A 25,707-nucleotide genomic window follows, 5' to 3' on the forward strand; every position below is an offset into this window, starting at 1 on the left:
ACAATGCTATCGCGTTTACACTGTACGACTATTTAGAGCTTGCCGATTGGAGTGGGCGAGCGATACACCCCAACAAACGTGGTTCGATTGACGATACCACCCCAAAACTGATTGATAGGCTAGGGATTAGTCCCGACGATTGGATAGAAGTGATTAAGAACTTTAGGCGGCAATATGGTCACTTTGCTGGCAGCGAATACGCGTTGCGACAATGTGCAAACGACCACGGACAGTGTTGGCATAAAGGCGTCGGTTAAAACACCAAGTAAATACCCAGAATTCATGTTCTAAGTGCACCACTTACTAAATTATTATTTCGTAATTGGCTATCGGGGGGGCCATTAACTAATTCCTGATAGTTTTTACATGAAGCTCGATCTCTCTTTTATTCGTCTACCACAACTATCCAAATGGAATTACAGTAGCAATAGATTTATAAATAAGATCGAACTATACTGGGCTTTTATGGCTGGTGGTTAATGTTTAATGGACGGTTTAATAACAAAATATAACGTTGAAAATGCTATTGAACGGGTGAGTGGCTTATATATTGCGAGGTATAATGGCTTCTATTTTGAAAGTGTCTTTCAGCCGATAATATCTTCTCCTTCTGGTGATTGTTTGGGGTTTGAGGCTTTAGTCAGAATTAAGGATCTAACCACAGGAAAAAGTATAAATCCTTATTGCTTCTTTCAATCTCTGACCTCTGATATTGAGATGACAAATTTTGGCACCGTTTGCTTTGGTATTCACGTGCGTAATTTTGCCCAATCCCCACATAGAGCTTTAAAACTTTTTATTAATATCTCGCCTGTTATGTTTTCTGCGACTTACAATCACCCTGTCTCAGTCTGTGATGCAATCAGTCGAATAGACAAAGAGGGGCTAGCACTTGAGAATATTGTTTTTGAAATAACAGAGTTTGAGGGCAAGCATGTCTCGGGTTTAGTTGCTGGCATTAAGATGTTCAGCTCTCGTGGTATTAGTATCGCAATTGACGATTTCGGCGTGGATTTTTCCAATGAAGCAAGGGTTCATTTATTAAAACCCGACTTTATTAAGTTGGATAAATCTCTTTTGGATAATTATATCGCGGATGGTGATGTCGCACTTATTGATGGTATATCCCTTACTAAAAACGAAGGCGCGACTGTTATTGTTGAAGGGGTTGAAACCAAAGAGCAACGAGACATTTTAACCACGTTAGGGGTTGAGCTTATGCAAGGTTATTATTTTGGTAAACCGGCGGCGTTAACATACATTGAGAGCGATTTTTTAAATTAAGCTCATTACCAATGAGCCAAAATTAAAATCTAAGGTATTCTGGCAAATGTTATTCCTGTGCGCATTGAGTGCTAACTAGATCCAATGAACTCCCAAATAATGGACAAGAATATCGAACAAGATCCTAGTATTTATCACTACTGCAAAGGCGTCTCAAGGAATTAAAAATCCTCTTCCGAAAGGAGTTTATTTCGTAATTAGTGAATGCGGGAAGTGCCTATGTTGTATGGAGTTGTAACTGGTGTGTGATTAGCACGTAGGGGGTAGATAAAAATAACACACATGACTTACGATAAGTAATGCAACATAGTATTGATACCAATGAGCTAACAGCTAAACCTCAAATCTCCGATAGTGGCAGTGTAGGAGTATTGCTGATGTTGACTACTACATACAAAGGGAAGTAAGTATACTTTTTCACAGCCTTTGGTGCTTACATTTAAACTCCGCAACTTTCATCATGTATTATAAGCTGTAAATGAGTAACTTGTTGTTACCGAGCGGTTATATCTAAAGGCTACTATAAAGCATGAATTATCAGGATCGTTTCCATCAATTACTAAATTATATAGATTCTAATTTGGATGAAGATTTAACAGTGGATAAGTTAAGTGATATTGCCTGTTTATCCAAATATCATTTCCATAGGCAGTTTTCTTCGTTCTTTGGTATAACGGCATTTTCTTATATCAGACAGGCGAGAATGAAGCGAGCCTCTTACCAATTGGCTTTTAAGAAAGACATGCGAATTATTGATATTGCTGTTGCCAATGGCTACGAAAGTTCAGAAGCGTTTTCTCGCGCTTTCAGTCAGTCTATTGGTCAGAGTCCATCCCAGTTTAGAGTACAACCGCAGTGGACGCCATGGTATCAAAAATATGAACAGTTCAAGACGTTGAGAATTCAGCGTATGAAATCGGTTAAATGTTCGCATCGCGTTGAAATTATAGATTTTAGTGACGTTAAAGTCGCCACCTTAGCACACCTTGGTCCCCTGGAATTACTTGGCAACACGATTAACTTATTTATTGAGTGGCGTAAAGAAAATAACTTATCACCTAAGATAAGTAGAACATTTAATATTGTTTATGATGATCCCGCAGTGACTGAACCAGATAAATACCGCTGTGATATATGCGTCTCAGTTAAATCTGATGTAAAAAATAATGAGCATGGTGTCATCACAAAGACCATACCTGCGGGACGTTGTGCGGTCATTAGGCATGTTGGTTCTGACGATACTATTAGTGAAAAAATCGCTTACTTATACGCAGAGTGGCTTGCGCAAAGTGGAGAAAAATTACGTGATTACCCTATATTTTTCGAAAGGGTAAGTTTTTTTCCTGATGTTCCAGAGACTGAAGTGATTACAGATATTTATCTGCCCTTGAAGTAGCTTGCAACAATGAGAAAAAATTAAAGGAGTTATGATGAAGTTAAGTTATGTGTTGGTCATTATTATGGCGCTTTTTCTGTTTGTCACACAATCACAGGCAAAGCAATTGGAACAACCACTGGATAAGTTTTTTTCACTTAAAGAGATAAAAAATGCAGATAAAAAGGCGCTGAGTACTCTGGAGTATGTACAGGCGAGTGATGATATCTCCCTCGCATTTCGTTCTTACCTTCCGTTGCAAGCTAAAGCAATTTTGATTTTTTACCATGGTGCAGGTGCTCATAGCGGACTGTCCTATAACCACATTGGTGTAGGGGTACGAGATCAATTTGAAATAGCTGTGTATATGCCCGATTTAAGGGGGCATGGAAGTTCAGGTGGTGACCGAGGTGATGCACCTAGTGATGAACAAGTTTGGCAGGATATTAATACCATGATTACGCATGCGCGTGTTCAGTATCCAAAGCTACCTATCTTTGTCGGTGGACATTCAGGGGGCGCTGGTCTTACGCTTAATTACGCCACTTGGGAGCAAAGAGCGCCTATTGATGGATACGTATTTCTTGCGCCATATTTTGGCTTTCGTTCTGAGACCAGCCACGATAAAGATAAAAATGGCGGTTATGAATTTTCGACAATAAACGTTTCAGACTTTGTGATAAACAGTATGAGTGGAGGGCTATTTTTCGGCCATTCAAAAGCGGTTAAATTTAACTATCCCGCAAGCGTATTAGAAGAAAATCCTCAAATCGTCGCATTTAACACTATCAATATGTCTAAATCAGTAACGCCTTATTCACCTGACACTCAATTATTAGAGTTAAAGCAGTTTGGGTTGTGGATTGGCAATAAAGATGAAGCCTTTGATCCATTAAAGGTAACGCGATTTGCAGAAGAAAACAGCGATATAAAAGCGAATAAGGAAATAAAAATGATTGAAGGGGAAAATCATTTTTCTATTATTATCGGGGCCTCTAACTTTATTGGGTCATGGATAACGAGTGTTATCAGGTAATACAGAACTGAAATAGCTATTTACTTAGAATTAACAATGTAACAAGAGTAACAATGGGACACTCAGTGCGCCGAGCTAAATCGGTACCCGAATTCAACATCAACCGACCATCGAGTCGGTTTTTTCCGTTCAATCAAAAAATATTAACAAATCTAGCATTCATCTCTCGAAATTTTGATTACTAATGGCCGTTAGAGACCAATCATTGTCCTATACAAGCAAGAGTTCCTCTCGTGTATTTATGTATAGTCATCTCCTGCCAATAATAGCGTGAAGTAGCAATCAATTTCTTGTTGGCATCATAGTGGATAAATACTCCTATTTATAATAACAGTTACGTATATTAGGGATCGCAAAGAGGGCGGTGTCGAATAGTTTAACTGTTTATTCAAATGTATTTTGGAGTAGTTGATGTCTACACAAATAACTCATTTAATTAGGTAAATCTTATGTTAGCAAAGAATAAAAAACCACTTCGTTTACTTATGCCTCAATGGCAGGGCGGTAATAATCATGCATACCATTTTGGTGCTCAATTGCTCGCTTGGCTTGCCCCTGCAACGGATGGCCCTATAGAAATCGTTGATATTACATTTGATGAGAATAGACAATTAAAAAATGAAAATGGTATTGTCGGGCGCTCAGAAATTATTCCTCAGTTGTTCAGTGCTAAAGCATTAATAGAAAAACATATGCCAGAAGAGTTGGTGGTATTAGGTGGAGACTGTTTAGTTGATTTAGTGCCTTTTGTGCGTATTCCGGCGAAGGTGAACACCGATTCTGGTTCAACGTGAACACCTAATCATTCAATGTATTGCCCAGCCTCTTTTTTAACTTAAGTGTTCACCATGGGTCAAGTCGTTTAGTATTTTTCGCATTGATTCACCCCGCAGTTTTATCCGATGAGAGTTATGCATTATTCGGTCTAATATGGCGTCAGCCAACGTGTTATCTCCTATCATTTCATACCATTGATCAGTTGGTAATTGACTGATAATGATAACTGAGGCGCATCCGTGACGGTCGTCCATTATTTCCATCAGATCATTACGCTGAGCTGTATTTAGCGGCTCTAGCCCCCAATCATCAAGTATCAACAAGTCGATTTTTGCTAACGTCTTAAGGATCTTCTGATACGTCCCATCAGCTTTAGACTGCGCTAACTCCAGCATCAGGCGAGAGATTCGGTAGTATCGTGTACTAAAACCCTTTAGGCAGGCGGTGTGACCGAAGGCGCAAGCGATATAGGTTTTCCCTGTACCACAGGGCCCTGTGAGCAACAGGTTTTGCGCTTTACTAAGCCAGTCACATTGTGCCAGAGAAGCCACTTGAGATTGCTGCAAGCCTCTCGGGTGCTGGTAGTCTATGTCTCTAAGGTTTGCGCCGAGCTTGAACTTTGCACTGCGGATAAGACGTTGCTGTTTGCGGTTATCGCGATCCTGTTGTTCGCTGTCGACGAGCAACTGTAATCGCTCGTTAAATGATAGGCCTTCATAGGTGCCAGGTTGTTCTGATTGAGTTTGTAGCGCCATCGCCATGCCGCTAAGTTTCAGCTGGCGAAGTTGAGATAAAGTCTGGTCGATCATCGTTATTCTCCTTGTTAGTGAAAGCTTTTAGGGCCGCGAATATTTTCATGGTTCTGCGGCAGTGCCGAGTCAACACACTGTTTATCTCGTGGTAACTTATCTTGATTGCTTAGTAATATGGCTTTGATATTTTTCAGCTTAACGAGCGATTGGTCATTTGCGATGGCGCAAGCGGCATTGAGGCGATTGACTGGGTAGGATTTGCTTAAGTTCAACAGCCCTAGGCACACACGATAAGCGAGTTCTGGGTGAGGTTTTCTGTCGAGTTGGCCAGCAACCCAAAGCAATGTATCGGGTCCCACATCTTTCGCCCAGCTCTTTAACCTACCAGGACTCCATTGCTGATGTTTCGCGTGTTTTCTCGGCATGTGCCCAGGCTCAGAGGTTGTGCCTGGATAATGTTTTCTGACGTGGGTGGCTAGCAGATGCGTTTTAAAGTAAATCTTCATCAGCTTATCGCTGGCGTGACACTCTATTTTTTCACCCACGAGGTGATGTGGAACCGAGTATAGATGCTGTTCATATTGGATATGATAATCAATGTTGACCTTCGCCGTCTTGATATCAACATACTGATACGGGTGGGTTGGCAGCGCTTTTAACAAGGGTTTATCAAGCTGCTCGAACCATTGTTTCCGGTTGCCAGGTAGCTGCTTAAAGGGTCTTGAGTTAACCTCAACGAGCAATGATGCGATGCATTGATTAAGCTCCGCTAGTGAAAAGAAGGTGTGATGGCGCAGACGGGCTAAAATCCAACGTTCAATGATTTGCACGCCCACTTCAGCCTTTGCTTTATCTTTAGGTTTGTAAGGTCTAGCGGGTACGACAGCGACACTATAGTGCTCAGCAAGTTGCTGGTAACTAGGGTTTAACTCCGGATCATAACGACAAGAACGGCTAACGGCACTGCGGAGATTATCAGGCACCACCATGACAGGTGTGCCACCTAAGAACTCAAAGGTACGCACATGACTAGCCAGCCAATCTGGTAAGCGCTGGCTCCAAGTTGCTTCGGCATAGGTATAATTTGAGGCACCAAGCACGGCAACAAAGATCTCAGAAAATCGTATTTCACCTGTCGATGGCGACACCACTGGCATTCTTTGGCCAGCGTAATCAACAAATAACTTGTCGCCAGCTTTATGCGTCTGGCGCATTGAGCGCTTTTGTTTCTTAGCCCAATTGAGGTAACGATCGCAGAACTGAGAGTAACTTAAGCAACGATTAGGATACTGCTGACAATATTCTTCCCAGAGTAACCGCTTGGTCATTCCTTTCCCTTTGAGCTCCAGGTGAAGTACTGGCCAATCTGGCATTTGAAAACGAGTAGAGGCCCGAGTATCGGCTTTGGGGTAAAAGAGCCTGGCTAACTCGGTATCGTCTAGTTCGTTAGGCAAGGGCCAAGAAAGACTTAGTTCGTTGGCCCTAGTCAGCAATTTTTGAATGGCACCAACACTGACTTTTGTGCTGGCATTGATTTGGCGAACGCTGAGTTTTGCTTCTAAACGCAGCCTTAAAACATCTCTGATTTTACGCATTGTGATCCTCTTTGTAGCCATAACCCTTCCTTAATCGTTAAAAGGGTAAATATGGCACTGAAAGATATTATTAATCAATGCATTGAAATGATTCCGGTTCATGGTGAACACCAATTCCGGAAATTAGGGTAAAAGTGTTCACGATAAAGCCGGAATCACTGTTCACGATAAACCAGAATGGGTGTTCACGATGCGCCGGATTAGGTGTTCACGTTAGGCCGGAATATGCACCTTTTGCTTATTTACAGGAAAAGTATGGTGATGATCTGGGTATCTTATGGGTGGATGCACACCCAGATATTATGACATCTGAACAGTTTGAACATTCTCATGCCTCGGTTTTACGAGCGCTGATGGGAGAGGGTGACAGCGATCTCACTCAGTTTGTTAACCGACCGATTGCAGCCAATAAGATAATGTATGCTGGTGTAAATAATGAAAGTGACTATGAAGCTGATTTCCTAAAAAAGAGAAATATGCGTGTTTGTCGCCCTGAAGATATTCACACTAATATCACCCCTATTAGGCAATGGATTGATGAGGAAAATATTAAGGTGTTAGCGATACATCTAGATTTAGATGTTTTAAGCATATCAAATTTTGGATCGCTGTTATTCAACAGCCCAAATGTAGCCGCAGATACTTTTGATGGTATCGCTCAAGGACAGTTAACGATGGAAGATGTCATTAAGGTTATCAATGTGGCCAGTGAAAAGAGCAAGGTTGTTGGCATTGGTATTGCTGAGCATCTACCTTGGGATTCGTTATCCCTTAAAAATATGCTTGAGCAATTACCATTACTTGGAAAGCGCGAGTAATACAGTTTATGATCAGTTATTTATAGGGAATAAAACAATGAAGTTAGCATTAATCCGAGCTGTGTTTTATTCAGCTTGACCATGTACGTTGGAATAAATAGTCCCCGCTATTTATTCCTTTTAGTTTGTTCGGTACAGATCTTTGGGGGAGATACCGTATTGCTTTTTAAACGTTCGACTAAACTGAGACAGATCTTTGTAGCCAAATGTTAATGCCGCTTGCGTTACGTTACTGACTTTTCTGGTCGCTAATGCTTCGTAAGCAAAGCTCAAACGTTGCATTTGCAACCAATTTCTTGGTGTTTCACCTATCTCCGCAAACAAGCGACTTAATGTTCTTACCGAAACATTATTTTCAGTTGCGATACGATTTATGCTCAGTTCCTCATCGGTGATGTGTCTATGAATGTAGGTTTTAATTTCACTTAACAGTTTGCTATGACCTGTGTCTGTTGCTTGCTCTCGCCCATCACTTGCACGTTGCATTGCTGTTGTAAGCATTTCCAACGTTGGCAGGATAAACTCATTTTTTTGACTTAGTTCAGGAGACGATGCAATGACTAAAGTATCTTGCATAAGTGATTTAATCAGTTTGCCATATACTGATTGGCATTTAATTATCGTTCCTCCTAACTGATCGATATGAGATATTTTTGTCTGAACTAATGAACGGGGAAGCTTAAGTAGCATGGATTTATAAGCGTTGCTGTAATTAAAGCAGTAGGGTTTAGCTGAATCGTAGATCAATATATCGCCAGCTTGATGTTTAACCTGATGATCATTTTGACTAAAATAACCTTCCCCCTCTAGCATGATAGAAAGAAAAATATCTTCACGAGGCGTTGAACGCAAATCCGATGGACGTCGATCGTAGCGGATACCATCGGAAATAACATGGCTTAGTTCCGCTAGACCAACATCTTGTACTGTTGTGGTTGCACTGAAATTTTCTTTGTTGTTTGTTAGGCCCGTACACGGTGCATAATATTTAGTGACCACCTCATGCCAGTAACTGAATTTATCTTTATTCTCTAAAGAATCTGTCGAAAACACCATGCTCATTGTTAACACCTCACCCTAAAATCCTAATGATAACAAGTAATTTAGGTACCTGTTTGTTTTTTGAGTTTATTTTCCCCCGAATTCAATTCAAGAACGCATTACCACTTATCAGCAGCATTTTCGCTGGTGGATTATCTCGAACTCGCTGATTGGATCGAGGTAATCAAAAACTTCCGGCGTCACTACGGTAACTTTACTGGCAGTGAACAAAGTTTACGACGCTGTGCTAATGAACATCACCATTGCTGGTATAAAGGCGTTGGCTGGACTGTCTTAACTGTACAATCAGAGAGAGCTTACTCTTGCTGGCTTCGTGTGCCAGTTTTTAAAAACAATGTATCTTTCACGCAGAACTAGGCATCTTAGAGCGCAGCAGCAAAATAAATTCGCTTATTGATATAAAAATGGTGGCGTAGAGCGTTAGTATTTAGTCATCTAAATTTGTTGAGAGTCCTTTTATCAGGCGTTATGTTTCAGTGTTCCCCACAATGAGCAGATACCTTCTATAGTTAATTAGTACTAACTATATTAGGAGAATATGCAATGAAATTAGCTAACATAGTACAACGTGGCTGGGATGCCGTTGGAACTGGTGATTTTGATACTTTAATCAAAGATTATGTGGAAGGGATGACTTTCATCATGCCAGGTCAGGACAATGTTTTGAAAGGGCGGCAGGAGTTTCGTTCTGCGTTAGATGGCCTTGGCTCAATCCTTCCTCCAGGCTTCGAAATCACGAAACTTAGGCAAATAGAAGGTGAAAGTGAAGTTATCTCGATAGTTGAATGGAAATCCGATAAAATTACAGCTTCTCAGTTGTCGGTTTTGTTCAAGTTTGAGGGTGAAAAAATCTACGAAGAGCGCTGGTTTATAGACACTGAACAATGGAAATTCGCATTCTGAGTAGTAGGGAAACATAACCAGAATTTAAAGTGGGACTGCTACAGTTTGCTTGGTTCCGCTTTGTGAGGTGTCTAGAACAAATAACCATGAGATCCCGCCATTGCTCCAGCGATTGCTAGTAAGCTTAATGAAAATAAAACGATATGCATCCACAGAATAACTTTAAAGGCTTGCTCGTCATCGTCTATTGCCTTGTTCTTAAACCATTGATGTAAAAATAATGGCTCTAATATAAATAAAACAATAGAAAACGCTAACCAAACAAAAGTCATTAAGTGAAGCCACCAAAATGACAGACTTAAATATTTTGTCCAGGCATTCATAACTTCGAGCATATAGATACCAGAAACTCCTGTAAGCAGGGTCGTTATCTTGGCCTGAAAACTAAACTTACCTTCAAGTAGCTCAAATAAATTTAATCGATTTTCTGCCGTTTGGGTCTTTCTAAGTGAAGGAATTAATACCGTGGTAACAAAACCAACACCACCAATCCACAGGACGACCGCTAAGATATGGATGACTTTTGCGATAACGAAATAATTGTAATTCATACTTATTACTTGAGCCTAACAAGGCTGTGGAATTGCGCATTCTCAGCCTGAAATTTAAATATATCAAGACCATAATTTAGATAAGGCAGTCTTTCAATCATTAAGTCACGCAACGGTAATAATCTTATTTTAGAACAAGGAATTGAAAGAATTAGATCAAGTAATTAAACACAAAGCTAATATAGACGGGGCGAACCAGGGTAAGTATTAATGCTAAATGCCACCAGTTTAATAAAGTTCAGTTAGTTCTGATTACTTTATTAAATAGCTCAGCCAACTCCTTAATACCAGCAGTGGTGATGTTCATTAACGCAGTGATGTAAACTTTGTGCGCTCGAAAAAAGCTACCGTCTGAAGTGATTTATCGCAATCTAGTTATATTAGCTAATGTGAAAATTTTCAATCAACCAAAATGCAATGACTTGCTTTTTTACGACAAGCCAAAGGATAGCAGGGCGGGTGTCTACTTATATTAAGCAGTTCATTAAGGTATTAGTGTCTTTTTTACTGCATTGCCAAGCGACTTGGTACGCTAGTTCCAATTCGCTTGGCAATAGATCAACATAAAAATCAGGTGCTCGCCTTGATTTTAAATCGGTGTCAGCTCGGTTATTGCATCATCCCAATCAGCGCGTTCTAATCTAACGAGCTGCTCATCGCTCGGATCATCAATATCCATCAATCGCAACGAACGCGATTCTGTCATTGCCTCATAAAGATTACGTACCGCACCAGCGTTGCCGAAACCTGAGCCATAATCTTCCCGCCACTGAGCCATCAGCAAAGGCAACTCACTTAAAAAGTTGGTCTCAATATAATCGCCGCCACGGGTGGAAAATCCTTCTAATATCTCCACTAGTTCTTCTGGAGAAAAGTCCTCAAAGCGCAAATATTGTTTAAACCGACGCTTAAGTCCTTCATTGCTTTCTAGAAAACTAACCATCTCCTGCTCATAACCTGCAACAATCACCACAAATTGGTCGCGTTTGTCTTCCATTTCTTTAAGCAGTACATCAATTGCTTCTTGGCCAAAATCATTATCGCTGTCTTTTTTACTCAGCGTATAGGCTTCATCAATAAACAGTACTCCGCCCATTGCTCTGTCGATGACTTTTTGGGTCTTGGTTGCCGTTTGACCAACGTAGCCAGCAACAAGATCTTGGCGTGAAACCTCCACCACTTGGTCATGAGAAATAACGCCCTTTTGTTTGAGTATCTTGGCTAATAAGCGAGCGACTTGTGTTTTTCCCGTGCCAGGGTTACCCGAAAAAACCATATGCAAATTGCCAGAATCTTGAACTTCCAACGATCGTTCTTGGCGGCGCTTATTGTTGATAATACGTGCATTGAGCTTTTTAACCGATTGCTTAACAGCCTTAAGACCTGTCATCGCAAAGAGCTCTTGCTCTGGGTCTAATCCTTGCTTGTTGACGGGGGAGGGCTCTGAATTGGCGTCATTGGTAACGGCCAGTATGTCTACGGCTTTAATCCTGCCAATATCTTCACCGGTGCTTATCGCGCGTAGATCAGTCTGCTGCTGAATGCTTTCAAGTAAATTTTCTATAAAACGCGCGTTACCAAAATGTTTATCTCGACTTTCGTGCATTCTATTTAGATAGGCGCTTAATGCGTCCTTTGCCTGCACGTTGAGCAAACTGCCGCGTTTTTCAGCATTGACAATAAATAGCTGCAGCAACTCTTTTGGTGTGAAATCTTCAAATAATATTTTTTTATTAAAGCGTGAGCCTAAGCCGACATTAGACTCGATAAACGTTGTCATTTCGGCTGGGTATCCCGCGACAATAACCATTAAATTATCACGCTCATTTTCCATTGTCTGTAGCAGTAAATTGATAATGTTTTGGCCACCTTCGCCTCGACTTAACAGCTGGTATGCCTCATCAATAAATAAGATCCCACCACGCGATTTTTCAATAACTGACTTGAAATTATCCTCGCTCCAACCTCCTTTATCATAATTACCAAAGAAATCTTTATTGCTTACCTCAACTACCTTGCTGTTGGCAATCAAGCCTAAACGTTGGTAGATAACCCCAAGTTTACGCGCGACAGTGGTTTTACCGGTGCCGGGGTTTCCGGCGAAGATTAAATTAAGTCGCGGGGTATTAATGGCTAACCCCTTTTGCTGACGCAACTTGTTAGCCTTTTGCATTGCGGCAAGACTTGCTACCTCTTGACGTACCGCTTCAATCCCCATAAAACCATCGAGTTCTTTAAGCAAACTCTGGGTATCGAGATCCACCACTTTTTTAGTTGGTACATTTGTGCTGGTCTGCTCGGTAGCATTTGAGTTAGCAGTTGAGGTAGAAGCCGAATTAGAATTAGTTTGATGTTGAGAAATTAAACTCTCTGGTAATAAAATTCGTTGTTTTTCTTGCTTCTCACTAATCCGATTATAACGGTCTGACGATGGTCGGTCTAAGAAAAAATAATAAGAGCCTAACATCGCAGAAGCCCGACCATAGCCTTGATCCGATGCCAATTTAAGCGTCGCTATCCACCCATTACGCTCTGGTCCAGTATAATTATCGTGTGAATACTGATTAAGAATTTTAGAGATCGCCACAATATGCCCTTGCTCCGCGGCGGCAATACCAAATTTCATCGCTCGACTGGTATTAAACAATTTCGCATGAAAGCTTGCTTTTGCGAAGGCGTAGAGTTCGTGCACGCCATTGCCTTCAACAGAACGTTTAAACCAATTAAAGCTCTCAGTCTTATTAAAATAACTACCACTTTCTAAATAAATTTCAGCAAGTTCTGACATCGACCGAGAACAACCTAAATTGGCCGCGGCCAAATACCAAGTGTAGGCGGACTCTTTATTTTTCATCGTTTTTTCATAACGATACATCCAGCCCAATGCCTCCATTGCAACAATATCATTAACCGCTGCCGCTTTGAGAAACCAGTGTTCCGACTTTTTAAGATCCAGACATTGGGCTTCATCGCGGTAGACATAACCTAGACTTCTCAGTGCTGGGTTGTAGCCTAAATCAGCAGCCTTGCTATACCAGTTAATCGCAAGGTTCACATCGCGATAACTTTTTTGATAAAGATAAGTACGAGCGAGGTTATACATGGCTCCCTTGTGACCAGCCTGAGCTCCCTTTCGATACCAATGGATTGATAATTCAATATTTTTTACCGAATCCTCTTGGTAAATACCGCCAAGTCCATTCATGGCGTTGTTGTTACCTAAATCAGCCGCCTTGGTACACCACTCAATCGCCAGGAGTAAATCGCGATAACTTTTTTCATTACGATAACCCCGTGCGAGCTGATACATCGCATCAACGTGACCGGCTTGAGCTGCCTTTTTAAACCACTGCATCGATAGATCCAGGCTTTTGACTGAATCTTCGAAAGCATAAACTTTACCAAGCTCGAACATTGAACTTTTGTTGCCTAACTCAGCAGCCTTGGTCCACCACTCAATTGCGCGCTTTAAATCGCGATAATTTTTTTCATGACGATAACCCCAGGCGAGGTTATACATCGCACTTTCATGACCTGCCTGTGATGCCTTTTTATACCACTGCATCGATAGCTCAAGGTTTTTGACTGAATCTTCGTAATCATAAACTTTACCAAGCTCGAACATTGACTCGCAGTCGTCTAGCTCTGCAGCTCTGGTCCACCATTTAACCGCTAATTTTAAATCGCGATAACTTTTATTATGACGGTAAGCCCAAGCTAGGTTATACATCGCACCCGCGTGATTGGTTTGTGCTCCTTTTCCGTACCACAGCATCGATAATTCAAGGTTCTTGACCGATTGTTCATTCTCGTAAATGTCGCCAAGCTCGAACATTGAATCGTTATCTTGCTGATCTGCTGCACGAGTAAGCCACTGTATTGCCAAATCGAGATCTCTAAATTTCTCTTCATTTCGGTAAATCCAACCCAGTACCCCTGAACACAGGCACTGATCCTGAACGAAACCTTGCTGTAACAAGGCAATCGCTTTAGGGATATCTTCAGTCACACCAACGCCGTTTAAATAAAATATCGCACTTTGGCGTAATAACTGTGGAGCTCGTTCGCTTTGCTGTTCAAACCACGCCAAGCCTTTTGTGATGCTGTGGGGACTAAAATACTTGAGGTCTTGCAAGCCTGCTGGCTTTTGGGGGTTATCGAGGTAGTAGCATTGACAAATCAGTGCGGCGCGGACATCAAAAGTCGTGAGCTGAATCATCTTGTTGATCTGTTCGCGAGCTTTATCGGACTTATTGCGATTAATAAGGTAGCGCTGATAGGCCAAGACAAATAAGTCAGCCTTAGCCTCACTTTGCTCTAAGCTTATCAGCTGTTGATCGCTAATCGGATAATCGCCGTATTCAAGGTTATCGTTGGTTTGAAGTGTTTGTTTCGGTTGTTCAGCGACATTAATAGTTGGTTGTGATGATTGTGCTGATGCCACCACATTTTGAGCAGGGATTTTTACGCTAGGGGCGGGCACATCGGCACTAGCTAACTTACTTGAAGACGATTCTGACGAACTGCCAGAGTTAAATAAACTCTTTAACCGTTTAAACATTTTAACCTCTTAAAAAATTAGCTCAGAAAAACCAACGCGCGATAATTTAACCGAGAATACGACCACCATAAAACTAGCCTTTGGCAGTTTAATATTTACAACCCAAGACCATAATTGAGATTGTTCTGACTTTCAATCATTAAGTCACTGATCAATGTAATATTATTGGAGTCTCGGTAGGGGGGAAATAGGTGAAAAGTATATAAAAACGACACTAATCTCTTTTATACGGCTAAACATTTTATGTAGTACGCTTGTCACCTGCTATTTGTAGTAGAACAAGTATTATGGCTTGGGAACGTGACAGTTTAATTGATTTGGCAACTACGCCGTATTATCACGTTATTTCTCGCGGTGTTCGCCGTGCTTATTTGTGCGGCGATGATAGATTCACCGGGAATAATATCAATCATCGCCGTCAGTGGTTAATCGACCAAGTTAAACGGATTTATAGGGTCTTTTCAATTGAGACCGCTGCATATACCATTATGATTAATCCGAACAACAAAATAATTTGTTTATTGATAAAAAAATTGTGGGGTAAAACGTTAGTATTTAGCCATCAAATTTAGTTGAGAGTCTAATTTAAAGGTTTTAAACTAACCTGCGTGAATTTAATCTTTTGTGATATTTGACTGGAGCGGGCTTAAGATGGCTTTCCTATAATTGTCACCTGCAAACCATAATGGGATCTTAATGCTTGCCATACCGTTACCTTTTGTTATGTCACTTTTACTGGTGATAGTTGTGATACTTTTAATTGCTAAACAACCAATCGAAGGAAAAATACCGGCTTTATTCATCACTTTGTGCGCGGTAAGCACATTGATGGTTGGATTGCGCTGGACGTATGATGTTGCAATTTTTAGGTTTCTACAGCCTATTTTGGCTTCATTATTACCGGTTACTGCATGGTATTGTTTTGCTAAAGCACATAATAGAGGGCGTATATCAATACTGCACTTAACCGGGCCTATTGCCATCACCATTTGTTCATTTTGGTTTCAATTTTGGATTTATACGATAGATGCCATTTTAACTGTGCTTTACTTTTGTTATGGGGCCGTACTGATTCGCTACTCATTTTCGATACCGCAAGATGTTCGGCTGAGCGATGCACAACGGGTGATTACTGCAGAGCGTATTGCTGGCATTATGTTAGTTGTCTCTGGTTGCATTGATGGCGTGTTATCGTTTGATTTTATAGCGTACGCAGGAAAACATGCGCTAGACATTTTGTCTCTGGCGTATTTGTTTCTCATTCCTACTGTGGTGGTTGGTGTCATTATTGTTAGTTTCAGTACCATTAGCAATAACAGCAATAACGGTACTAGTACTGGAACAGAGGAGTTATCGGCTGCACCACATAACGGTGCCAGTAATAGTGAGACTGATTTATCTTGTAAAGCTGCTTTGCTGCCAGAGGCCGATGCGAACAACATTGTGAGCAAGATGGAAACCTTAATGGCAGAGCAAGAAGTGTTTCGCGATCCTAATTTGAGTTTGGGGCGTTTATCACGAAAAATCGGTATTCCCGCGCGGCAAGTTTCAATGGCTGTGAATCAAGTTTATACGATGAATATCTCCAAAGTGCTCAATGAATACCGTATCAATTACGCCAAAAAATTGCTTGTTAATACTGACGACAGTATTACAGACATTTATCTCAGTGCGGGTTTTCAAACTAAGTCTAACTTTAATCGAGAGTTTGCACGCATCACTGGGATAACTCCCAGCGTATACCGATCAGATCCCACTATGTTATACGTAAAAGAAAAGATTAAACTTAAGCAAAGTACTTAAGCAAAGTACTTAAGCAAAGTACTCGGCCAAGTATTCAAGTCGAGCAGTCAGCCACGCACTAAAGTCCTGTTCTCCAATATATCTCATGTCGCTGATTAATTAGTTATAAAATTTAAAATATCCTCAAGTATATGGCTATGTAGCACTTGCCTTGTTGTATCAGCGCCGTCCTTACACACAATTCCATCCCCTGGCGTTTCTTCTTCAAGCAGAGGAACTGCATTGGGTTTACACAATTGCATAAAACTGAAATGCGTGGCTTGTTCGTACACCTTATAGCGGCGATTTAACAAGGGTAAATGCTCTGCCAGGTAACCCGATTCTAACGCTTGAGGCAAATCTCCAATATCAACTCCCGCTCCTAAAATCATCACCGCAGTATTAACATTGTTCAGACTCGTTATAGTAAAGCTGCGTGCTAAGCCTAAATCTAAAATGACCGCTTTGGTGATCCTAGCATCATAGAAATTAAAGGATTTAGGCTCTTGTGGCTGAGGTGAACTTAGTCCAAGCTCACTGGCTAGACCACAGGTTCTAGGGTTAGGGTACTGCCGACACTGTTTATTAAAGGTGTTGCGATCAAATTTTGCGCCGACTAACTGCATCACACTCCAGCCCCCTAATGAGTGACCGACAGCAGACACATTTTTAGGATCAATCGCAGTACGCCAAGCTGGGTCTTCTAATAAGTAATTTAATACACGCACTAAATCCTGAGGACGTTGCCACCACTGCGATGCTTGCAAGGCCAAATGGTTATATGTTGTGGTACCCGGATGGTCGGGGGCTGCAACAATAAATCCTTTGAGCGCCAACTTGGTTGCTAGCCAGTTTAAATTTCGCCAGCTGCCACGATAACCGTGTGAGAGTAATACTAGTGGATATTTTTGCTTGGGCAGCGCGGCATGTTTGATCACGTCAGTACCGACAAATGCAATGTTCTCGGCTACTGATATTATTGGAGAAGTTTGTTTTGTCGGGTACCAGATAGTGACTTTTAACGGGCGATCTTCATTACTATTTAATTCAAACTGACCAAAGCCAACTGAACTGGCACAGGCTACCTTAAACATACCCATAAATATGATGCTAACTACGATGAATATTTTCACTGGAATAATTCCTTATTTACAATTAAAGAACCATCAGTATGTTGGTCATCATGGCATTAATCGCCCTAGATCATGATTTAGGACGACCTAAAACAGGTTTTAGTACTTTTTAAATACGCTTGGTTGAAGCTATAGGCTAAATCTTAACGACATTCTTTTGATTAAAGATCCAGAACCTCAGCCGTGCAAAGCTAGTGGCCTCATACAATTAAAATCTATTACCTTATGGCGTATTGGCTGTTGTTGGTTTAAGGCGATAAATTCGACCACTGTCGGTCGATATCAGTAAATTTCCTTGTTTGTCTTCAATAACGTGGCGAATACGTTGTTTTAGCTCGGTGAGTAGTCGATGTTCAGCGGTAACAAGCTCACCATCGAGTTCAACCCGGTTCAGATGAGTTAATTTCAACGCGCCACTGAGTAAATTACCTCGCCATGTTTTAAAGGCGCGGCCAGAATAGAGTAATAAACTAGAGGGGGCGATTGATGGAATATAGACTTTAGCTGGTGGCTCGATTCCCGCTTTTAATGTACCTTCGCCAACGCTAAAGGGGCCCCAATATTCTTTGCCAAATGACACCACTGGCCAGCCATAATTACGACCGGGTTTAATCAGGTTAATTTCGTCACCGCCTCGGGGGCCGTGTTCTATTGCCCATAATCGCTGATGTTTTTGATCAAATGCTAACCCTTGCGGATTGCGATGGCCGTAACTATAAATTTCGGCCAGCGCATTATTCTGGGCAATGAATGGATTGTCTTTGGGCACTGTACCATCAAGGTTTAGCCGCAAGATGCTGCCAGCATGGGTAGATAAATCCTGCCCGTTGGGGCGATGTCCACGGTCGCCAACCGAGAAAAAAACATGACCATTGCCATCAAACGCCATGCGTGAGCCAAAATGACGATTGGTGCTCGTTGCCGACTCGGTTACGAGCAAATCTTGCCATTGCTTTAACTTATGGCCAATGAGTTTGGCGCGCGCCAGTGTGGTTCTGCCCTGACCAGCCACTGGTTTTGCATAGGTAAAATATAGCCACTGTTGGTGCGAGCTATCGGGGGGAATTTTAATATCGAACAAGCCGCCTTGTCCCTTGGCGTATATTGGCGGTAAGCCTGAAATATGTCGTTGTTGTCCTGTAATGAGGTCTAGTTGTAATAATTGACCATTACGTTCGGTGATCAGCAGTTTATTTGGGCCAATCAAGGTCATGCCCCAAGGAATGCCTAACTCAGAGGCTAGCAGGTCAATAGCATAGTTGGTGCTAGATTGCGCCCAAGGTTTTATGCTTATTAAAGAACACAGTAATACGATTGATATTAATGATAGTTTTGTCATCAGCTTAGCCTTGCAAGACAAGTAAGGTTGTTTAATCGTTAGCTCACAAAAAGAGAGCTATTAACCAAGTGCAAAATTTCATGAATAACTATGATACATAGATATTGAGATCTATACAGCACGTTCAAAATAACCAGCAACTAAGTGGTCAGCATCGGACGGGGAGCTTAATTTATATTTCGTCAAGCCCGCTAAACAATGATTGGTACTGCAGTGACACAGTTATTTAACGGGATCTTAATTGTTATCTAGATATGTAGGTAAAATTCACTAATTACTAGCGCTGAAGACTAATCCATTATATGTCGGCAAGGGAACAACTAACCTCAGTTCCCAATCAACAGCATAAGATAATTCGCAACTTGCGGTCCAGAAAGGATTGGTGTCAACAACATTAATGGTACCCTCTAAACGACCTGCAGCATTATCTGATCGAGTTGTCAGATAAGTACTGAGATAAAAGCTATACGACAGAGACCCTCTGTCGTCATACCACTGGTCATGTTCAGTAAAACTAAATCTTACTGACTCAATCAATGAATCATTGACCCCCTTTACTTCAAAAATCTGAGCAAGGTGGCTACCATCTAGTCGGTACGTTGGAATTTCAAAGATAAAATCATCTGATGGCGACCAGTCCCATTCGTTTGTTATCTCGTTGCTCACGGATTGTACAACACTAAATTCATTGGTGCCGCCACCGTCGCACTGATTTTTTAGTCCGACAATTAAACTATAAAAATTAATCTTATATTTAGGTTCAATCAAAATATTCTTGAGCCTAAAATCAAAGTCGCCGTTAAAATCTAATGCCCTAAGAGTAACGAAATAGTCTTGCGGGACTGGGCGGTCATTTCGGTCTTCATAGGTTACCGGGTATCTATGATAAAACTCATAAGTGCCAGGGTTTAATGAATCGGTGCCATTGTAAGCGGGAAGCTTGTAGTGATTGGCAAACCGAATATTAATATTACTTTTTTCACCATCTCCCCAATCTATTTCTAAAAAACTAATTGATTTATCGCTTATCACTGTTGCCTTGGCAACGACACTGTCGGTAGTCACAAAGAAATCTTCGACCTTGGCAATATTACACTTTCTTGCCCGGGGTTTTACCGCGGTTTGACCTATTGAATGTTTAGAATTGCTATGTTTAGTCTTTTGTATACTCATGACTGATACCTCATACAAGCTAATGTTAGATGTAATAGTGAATAAGTAACGTTAGTAACAGCCGTGGTGATTGATTGTAGTTTATTGATGATGTGCTACAAAAGCGGATTTACTGGTTACCTTTAGCTCTACTTTTAGTTGTTTAATGTCGAGTTATTCATCTATCACACGTTTGCTCGATTATTTCAGCCATGTTCCATTGAGTGTACGCAGCGAGATAAGTAGCCTAAAATTTATTAGAGACTTACTATCTAAAGCTATTTAAATACGGGGAAAGGGCTGGCATAACTTAATTCTTGAATTAAATCTGTGCCTACGGCTACCGAGCATTTAAAACCAATCCTTGGTTTACCCTATCAAACGAACTTTAGTTTAAATTATATTTTTCGAGCTCATTAATTTAAAGTTGTTGCTTAGATAAAGAAGACGATTATTAACTTATTGTTATAGAGATAAAATTTGGGGTGTTTGACGGTGGATATGAAAATACTTATTAGCTAAATAACCGCTCAACGGTGTTAATTGAGCAGTTACTTTCCTGTTTAGTGCAACGACTATATGTTATTTAGTGCCAGTATAAGTCGAGTAATCAACATAACCGATATCGGTACCGCCATACATTGTCGTGGGATCAACCGCATTTAATGGCCAGTTGTTTTGGATCCGCTCAGGTAAATCAGGATTAGCGATAAACGGGCGGCCAAAACCAAAAATATCTCCGTTACCGGCGTTGAGTACTTTAAGTGCTTTGTTAGCGGTATATTTGCCAGCGTACATAATTACCCCACTAAATTCCTGACGGACGGCTTTATAAAATGTTTCTGGCAGATCTGGCGCATTATCCCAATCGGCTTCAGCCAATGACAGATAGGCAATACCTATGTCATTCAATACTTTGATGGCACTAATGTAGGTGTGCTGGGGATCAGATTCAACCAAGCCTAAATAGACTCTAGTTTCGGTGGTGCTTTCAAATAACGGTGCAAACCGAACGCCTACTCGGTCTTTACCGACTACATTTGCCACAGCAGTGGTGATTTCTTTTAAAAATCGTAATCGATTTTCTAAACTGCCGCCGTAATGGTCATCGCGCTGATTACTATGCTCTGATATGAATTGATTAACCAAATAACCATTGGCACAGTGTAATTCAACGCCGTCAAACCCAGCTTCCATCGCATTTCTGGCCGCTTGCGCATATAACTCAACTAACGCTTCAACTTCGGTAGTGGTTAAGGCACGCGGACTACTTGGGTTGGCTAAATCGCCTTCGCCAGGTGCTGTTTCGATAAACACTTTAACATTATCTGCTGCGATTGCTGACGGTGCAACAGGAGCATCGCCATTGGGTTGCAATGTGGTGTGTGATACGCGACCGACATGCCACAATTGGGCAAAAATAACGCCACCTTGCTGATGGACTGCTTGAGTTACTTTTTTCCATCCTGAAATTTGTTCAGCGTTGTAAATACCAGGCGTCCAAGCATAACCTTGACCACGAGGTTCTATTTGCGTGCCTTCTGTGACTAAAAATCCCGCACCAGTACGCTGGCTATAATATTTAGCCATTAAATCATTTGCAATATCGCCAGGTTGAGTACTGCGAGATCGCGTTAGTGGTGGTAACACAATGCGATTTTTTAAGGTGAGTGAGCCCAACTGAATTGGCGTAAATAATGACTTGTTGTCCATGGGGTGATCCTACATTTTACGGGATTAATTTGAACGAGCTATACTAAATCACAAGCGATACAATATATAACAACTTGTCTTTGTAGTTGGTACAACTAATAATGGTACCAGTGGTAGTAAGTAATTGAGTTGATTAGATATTGATCAGGTTGGTGAAGTGGCTATTTGTTGCTAAATCTAGTCGCTAAATCGTGAAGCTAAAGAATGCCAAAAAACAGATTTTACGGGTTGATGATTATTGTTTTGCCTGCACTTTTTAGGTCTAAATGTTAGGTCTAAATTTTAGGTCTAAAAAGTGCAGGGCTGTGTTGCTAATATTTGCGATATTGACCAATTAACTGACGTGAAAGAGACATTGTGAACAATATTTTAATTCGCAGCCGTTAGAATGTTGGAGGGGTATGGGCGCTAATTATTTTGCACACCTTGTTCGTGTGGTTCTTAAATCGGTGTGGCAGTTTAGTTGAAAACTTATAACTATCGCCTTTGGTCAGTTTGTAACTGGTACCAGCAATGGTGATCTCAATACTTCCCTCTATCACTGTGCCAGCTTCTTCGCCTTCATGGCTTAACATTTCTGCACCGGTGTCTGAACCCGGAGCGTATTTTTCAACCAAAAATGCGAGCTGTGAATCAGAGCCGCCAGGGCCTACCAGCTTGAGTTCGACCCCGTCACCGCCAACATCTACTAGCTCGTCAGCTTTAAAAACCACTTGTGACTGCTGTTTGAAATCGATGGTAAAAAACTCGGTGAGCGACATCGATACACCGCCCAGTATCCGTTTAAGCGAACTTACTGAAGGGCTAACCGTATTACGCTCAATCATTGAAATTGTGCTGTTTGTCAGCCCAACTCGCTTGGCTAGCTCACGCTGTGACAAGCCATGCATTTGGCGTATTTTCTTTAAACGATCACCGACTTCCATTATTTACCCTTTATATCAATATATTGAACACTATCAGATTATTGCTAATAGTATTCAAAAAACCGAATAAGGAACAGCTAATCTTCCAGTTGTATTAAGGTTGTTTTTATTTCAGTATATTTATCAATGGCATGCAAAGACTTGTCGCGGGCGTTACCTGATTGCTTAAAACCACCAAAAGGTACAGTCATATCACCACCGTTGTAATTATTAACCCACACCGAGCCTGCGCGTAGTGCTTTGGCCATTTTGTGCGCTTTATTCAAGTTGGCGGTCCAGATCCCAGCAGCCAATCCGAAGGGAGAGTCATTAGCAATCGCTATCGCTTGGTCTTGGGTGTCAAACGTTATCACCGCCATCACCGGACCAAAAATTTCTTCACGCGCGAGCCGCATTTGGTTATCGACATCATCAAAAATAGTTGGCGCAATGTAATAACCGCCAGTATCTTGATTCACTTGCTCACCACCGGTTATCAGTTTGCCACCTTGTTCATGACCAATGTTTATGTATTTAAGCACTTGATTCATTTGCACGTCATCAACGATAGCGCCCATGTTGGTTGCCGGATCAAGTGGGTCGCCAGGTTGCAGCGCTTTAATTGCGTCAACGAGTAACGGCATGAAGGCTTCTTTTATTGATGACTCAATCAACAAACGTGTGCCAGCGACACAAACTTCGCCTTGATTATAGAAACAACCCCAAGCAGCAGCTTCGGCAGCTTTTTTAAGATCAATGCAATCTGCAAAAATGATATTAGGGCTTTTTCCTCCGGCTTCGATCCAAACACGTTTCATGTTCGACTGACCTGAATATTGCAGCAAACGTTTGCCGACGCCAGTTGAACCGGTAAAGACTAAACAGTCAACGTCATTGCTCAGCGCCAGCGCTTCACCGACCTCATGACCAAAACCCGGCAATACCTGAAAAACTCCTTTAGGAATACCTGCCTGTTCAGCCAGTTCGGCGATACGAATAGCGGTTAGCGGTGACTTTTCCGAAGGTTTCAAAATAACACTATTACCGGTTGCCAATGCTGGCGCAAATTTCCAACTGCCCATCAGCAGTGGAAAATTCCACGGTACAACCGCGGCTACCACGCCAACAGCTTCTCGTGTGATCAGCGCAATTTCATTATCACTGGTCGGAGCCACTTCGTCATAGACTTTATCGATAGCTTCTGCATACCAGTTAATACAGTTAATAGCGCCGGGCACATCAACACTAGCGCTTTCACTAATAGGTTTGCCCATGTCTAGCGTTTCAAGTAATGCCAGTTCTTGCTGATGTTGCTGCATCAACGATGCAAAGGTTTGCAAAATCTTTTTACGTTTAACCGGTGCCATTTTAGACCAGACGCCAGATTCAAAAACTTGCTTAGCAGTATCAATCGCTATTTTTGCATCATCGCTATTACATCTGGCTACTTTTGCCAGTAATTTGCCGTTTGCCGGGTTAATGCAATCGAATGTTTCGCCACTGACTGCATTGGTATATTCACCATTGATATAGGCGCGACCATTTATGGTTAGTTGTTCTGCCAGTGTCTGCCACTGGCTGTGTGTTAAATTACTCATTAATATTTCCTGTTAGCCGTTAAGTTTTTCTGCGGTTAAATCCAATGCCTGCCACGCCTTGTTAAATAGCTCATCAATGTCATCGTGAGTCATCACCAAAGGCGGCGCTACGACCATAATGTCGCCAACAGCACGCATCACAAGGCCGACATTGATGCACATGTCGCGACAGGTTTTACCTGCAACACCATCGGCAAAGCGCTCTCTAGAATTTTTATCTTTGACTAATTCAATCGCGGCGAGCATGCCAATACTGCGCGCCTCTCCAACGAGCGGGTGTTCGGCCAGTTGTGCCCAGCGGCGACTAAAATAGGGGCCTAAGTCGTCTTTCACTTTGGCAACTAATTGCTCTTTTTCTAAAATATCTAACGTTGCTAGGGCAGCAGCACAAGCTGCGGGATGGCCGGAATAAGTAAAGCCATGACAAAAATCATCGCCAGCAGACTTAATGGCATCACTGACACGATCGCTAATTAATACACCGCCCAGTGGTTGATAACCATTGGTCACCCCTTTAGCAAAACAAATAAAATCGGGCTTAATATTAAAATATTCACTGGCGAACATGGTACCAAGACGACCAAATCCGCAAATTACTTCGTCTGCGACCAATAATATTTGATAGTTATTACAAATTCGCTGAATTTCAGGCCAGTAAGTTGCTGGTGGTATAATGACCCCGCCTGCTCCCTGAACTGGCTCAGCGATAAATGCCGCAACATTTTCAACCCCCAATTCCAGTATTTTTTGTTCAAGCTGCTGTGCGATTTTCAACCCAAAGGCTTCAGGGCTTAAATCACCATCGTCACCATACCAATATGGCTGGTCAATATAGTCAATGTAATCCAAACCTTTAAATTGCTCGTGCATGTAGCTCATGCCACTTAAGCTTGCGGCTGCCACAGTGCTGCCGTGATACCCATTGTGACGACTTATAATTCGTTTTTTGTCATGCTGGTTTTGGAGATCCCAGTATCGGTGAGCCAATTTAATCATGGTGTCGTTAGCTTCTGATCCCGAGTTGGTATAAAACACATTATTGATATGTGATGGGGCCAAATCAGCGAGTCGTTTTGACAATTCAATGGCAGGTTGATGGGTGCACTGAAAAAAGCTGTTATAAAAAGGCAGTTGCTGTAGCTGATCATTAACCGCCTGTACGATCTCCTGACGACCATAACCTAAGTTGCAACACCACAAACCCGACATGCCATCTAAAATAGGCCGGTCGTCTTGTTCATAAATATAAATACCTTTGGCGCGACTGATCACTCGGGTGCCGCTTTTAGCCAGTGCAGCAGAGTCGGTAAAAGGGTGTAAAAAATGCTTACTGTCTAACTGTTGTAATTGCGATAAATTTGACATATTTGC

General features: G+C 41.6%; 20 protein-coding genes and 1 pseudogene. 9 read left to right on the plus strand and 12 right to left on the minus strand.

From position 1 onward, the window contains the following. Positions 1-8: 8 nt before the first annotated feature. From HRU23_16565 to HRU23_16585, 5 genes are all read left to right on the plus strand, one after another. On the plus strand, positions 9-257 hold the full coding sequence (locus HRU23_16565; protein NRA55753.1) for a hypothetical protein: 249 nt from the start codon (positions 9-11) through the stop codon (positions 255-257). 229 nt (positions 258-486) lie between these two features. After that, complete coding sequence (locus HRU23_16570; GenBank protein NRA55754.1) at positions 487-1,284, plus strand: EAL domain-containing protein; 798 nt, start codon at positions 487-489, stop codon at positions 1,282-1,284. A 529-nt stretch (positions 1,285-1,813) separates the two neighbouring features. Beyond that, on the plus strand, positions 1,814-2,680 hold the full coding sequence (locus HRU23_16575; GenBank protein ID NRA55755.1) for an AraC family transcriptional regulator: 867 nt from the start codon (positions 1,814-1,816) through the stop codon (positions 2,678-2,680). 34 nt (positions 2,681-2,714) lie between these two features. Continuing rightward, complete coding sequence (locus HRU23_16580) at positions 2,715-3,695, plus strand: alpha/beta fold hydrolase (GenBank protein NRA55756.1); 981 nt, start codon at positions 2,715-2,717, stop codon at positions 3,693-3,695. A gap of 449 nt (positions 3,696-4,144) precedes the next feature. Then, the gene (locus tag HRU23_16585) at positions 4,145-4,489 is read left to right on the plus strand and encodes a hypothetical protein (protein NRA55757.1); all 345 of its coding nucleotides are present in this window, start codon (positions 4,145-4,147) and stop codon (positions 4,487-4,489) included. 36 nt (positions 4,490-4,525) lie between these two features. Here the strand turns inward: HRU23_16585 and HRU23_16590 are convergent, their stop codons facing one another. Together HRU23_16590 and HRU23_16595 are read right to left on the minus strand one after the other, a co-directional pair. After that, positions 4,526-5,281: an ATP-binding protein gene (locus HRU23_16590; protein NRA55758.1), complete on the minus strand. Its 756-nt coding sequence runs from the start codon at positions 5,279-5,281 to the stop codon at positions 4,526-4,528. A 14-nt stretch (positions 5,282-5,295) separates the two neighbouring features. Continuing rightward, on the minus strand, positions 5,296-6,840 hold the full coding sequence (locus HRU23_16595) for an IS21 family transposase (protein NRA55759.1): 1,545 nt from the start codon (positions 6,838-6,840) through the stop codon (positions 5,296-5,298). A gap of 206 nt (positions 6,841-7,046) precedes the next feature. Between HRU23_16595 and HRU23_16600 the strand changes: the two are divergent. Beyond that, a pseudogene (locus HRU23_16600) lies at positions 7,047-7,637 on the plus strand (arginase family protein). 120 nt (positions 7,638-7,757) lie between these two features. On the opposite strand, the gene HRU23_16605 reads toward HRU23_16600, so the two are convergent. Next, complete coding sequence (locus tag HRU23_16605; protein NRA55760.1) at positions 7,758-8,699, minus strand: helix-turn-helix domain-containing protein; 942 nt, start codon at positions 8,697-8,699, stop codon at positions 7,758-7,760. Positions 8,700-9,242: 543 nt separating this feature from the next. On the opposite strand from HRU23_16605, the gene HRU23_16610 reads away from it, so the two are divergent. Beyond that, a complete protein-coding gene (locus HRU23_16610; protein ID NRA55761.1) occupies positions 9,243-9,602 on the plus strand; it encodes a nuclear transport factor 2 family protein in 360 nt (119 codons plus the stop codon). Between the two features lie 71 nt (positions 9,603-9,673). Here HRU23_16610 and HRU23_16615 read toward each other — a convergent pair whose 3' ends face one another. Both HRU23_16615 and HRU23_16620 read right to left on the minus strand, forming a co-directional pair. Continuing rightward, the gene (locus tag HRU23_16615) at positions 9,674-10,153 is read right to left on the minus strand and encodes a hypothetical protein (GenBank protein ID NRA55762.1); all 480 of its coding nucleotides are present in this window, start codon (positions 10,151-10,153) and stop codon (positions 9,674-9,676) included. Between the two features lie 589 nt (positions 10,154-10,742). Next, on the minus strand, positions 10,743-14,714 hold the full coding sequence (locus HRU23_16620; protein NRA55763.1) for an SEL1-like repeat protein: 3,972 nt from the start codon (positions 14,712-14,714) through the stop codon (positions 10,743-10,745). Between the two features lie 287 nt (positions 14,715-15,001). Here HRU23_16620 and HRU23_16625 point away from each other — a divergent pair, with 287 nt between their 5' ends. Together HRU23_16625 and HRU23_16630 are read left to right on the plus strand one after the other, a co-directional pair. After that, positions 15,002-15,286 (plus strand): hypothetical protein, encoded by a 285-nt coding sequence (locus tag HRU23_16625; GenBank protein ID NRA55764.1) that lies wholly within the window; start codon positions 15,002-15,004, stop codon positions 15,284-15,286. 124 nt (positions 15,287-15,410) lie between these two features. Beyond that, complete coding sequence (locus tag HRU23_16630; GenBank protein NRA55765.1) at positions 15,411-16,517, plus strand: helix-turn-helix transcriptional regulator; 1,107 nt, start codon at positions 15,411-15,413, stop codon at positions 16,515-16,517. A gap of 95 nt (positions 16,518-16,612) precedes the next feature. Here HRU23_16630 and HRU23_16635 read toward each other — a convergent pair whose 3' ends face one another. The 7 genes from HRU23_16635 to HRU23_16665 form a co-directional block, all read right to left on the minus strand. Then, positions 16,613-17,596, minus strand: a complete 984-nt coding sequence (locus HRU23_16635; GenBank protein ID NRA55766.1) for an alpha/beta fold hydrolase — start codon at positions 17,594-17,596, stop codon at positions 16,613-16,615. Positions 17,597-17,852: 256 nt separating this feature from the next. Continuing rightward, positions 17,853-18,968 (minus strand): PQQ-dependent sugar dehydrogenase, encoded by a 1,116-nt coding sequence (locus HRU23_16640; GenBank protein NRA55767.1) that lies wholly within the window; start codon positions 18,966-18,968, stop codon positions 17,853-17,855. Positions 18,969-19,238: 270 nt separating this feature from the next. Beyond that, on the minus strand, positions 19,239-20,141 hold the full coding sequence (locus HRU23_16645; protein NRA55768.1) for a hypothetical protein: 903 nt from the start codon (positions 20,139-20,141) through the stop codon (positions 19,239-19,241). 561 nt (positions 20,142-20,702) lie between these two features. Further along, positions 20,703-21,833 (minus strand): alkene reductase, encoded by a 1,131-nt coding sequence (locus tag HRU23_16650; protein NRA55769.1) that lies wholly within the window; start codon positions 21,831-21,833, stop codon positions 20,703-20,705. Positions 21,834-22,216: 383 nt separating this feature from the next. Next, positions 22,217-22,759, minus strand: a complete 543-nt coding sequence (locus HRU23_16655) for a cupin domain-containing protein (GenBank protein NRA55770.1) — start codon at positions 22,757-22,759, stop codon at positions 22,217-22,219. 77 nt (positions 22,760-22,836) lie between these two features. Continuing rightward, positions 22,837-24,336 (minus strand): aldehyde dehydrogenase, encoded by a 1,500-nt coding sequence (locus HRU23_16660; GenBank protein NRA55771.1) that lies wholly within the window; start codon positions 24,334-24,336, stop codon positions 22,837-22,839. 12 nt (positions 24,337-24,348) lie between these two features. Continuing rightward, positions 24,349-25,701, minus strand: coding sequence for an aspartate aminotransferase family protein (locus HRU23_16665; GenBank protein ID NRA55772.1), 1,353 nt, complete (start codon positions 25,699-25,701; stop codon positions 24,349-24,351). Positions 25,702-25,707: the final 6 nt, after the last annotated feature.

This window comes from Gammaproteobacteria bacterium, from assembly GCA_013214945.1.
In the GTDB taxonomy this organism is placed as follows: Bacteria; Pseudomonadota; Gammaproteobacteria; order Enterobacterales; family Psychrobiaceae; genus Psychrobium.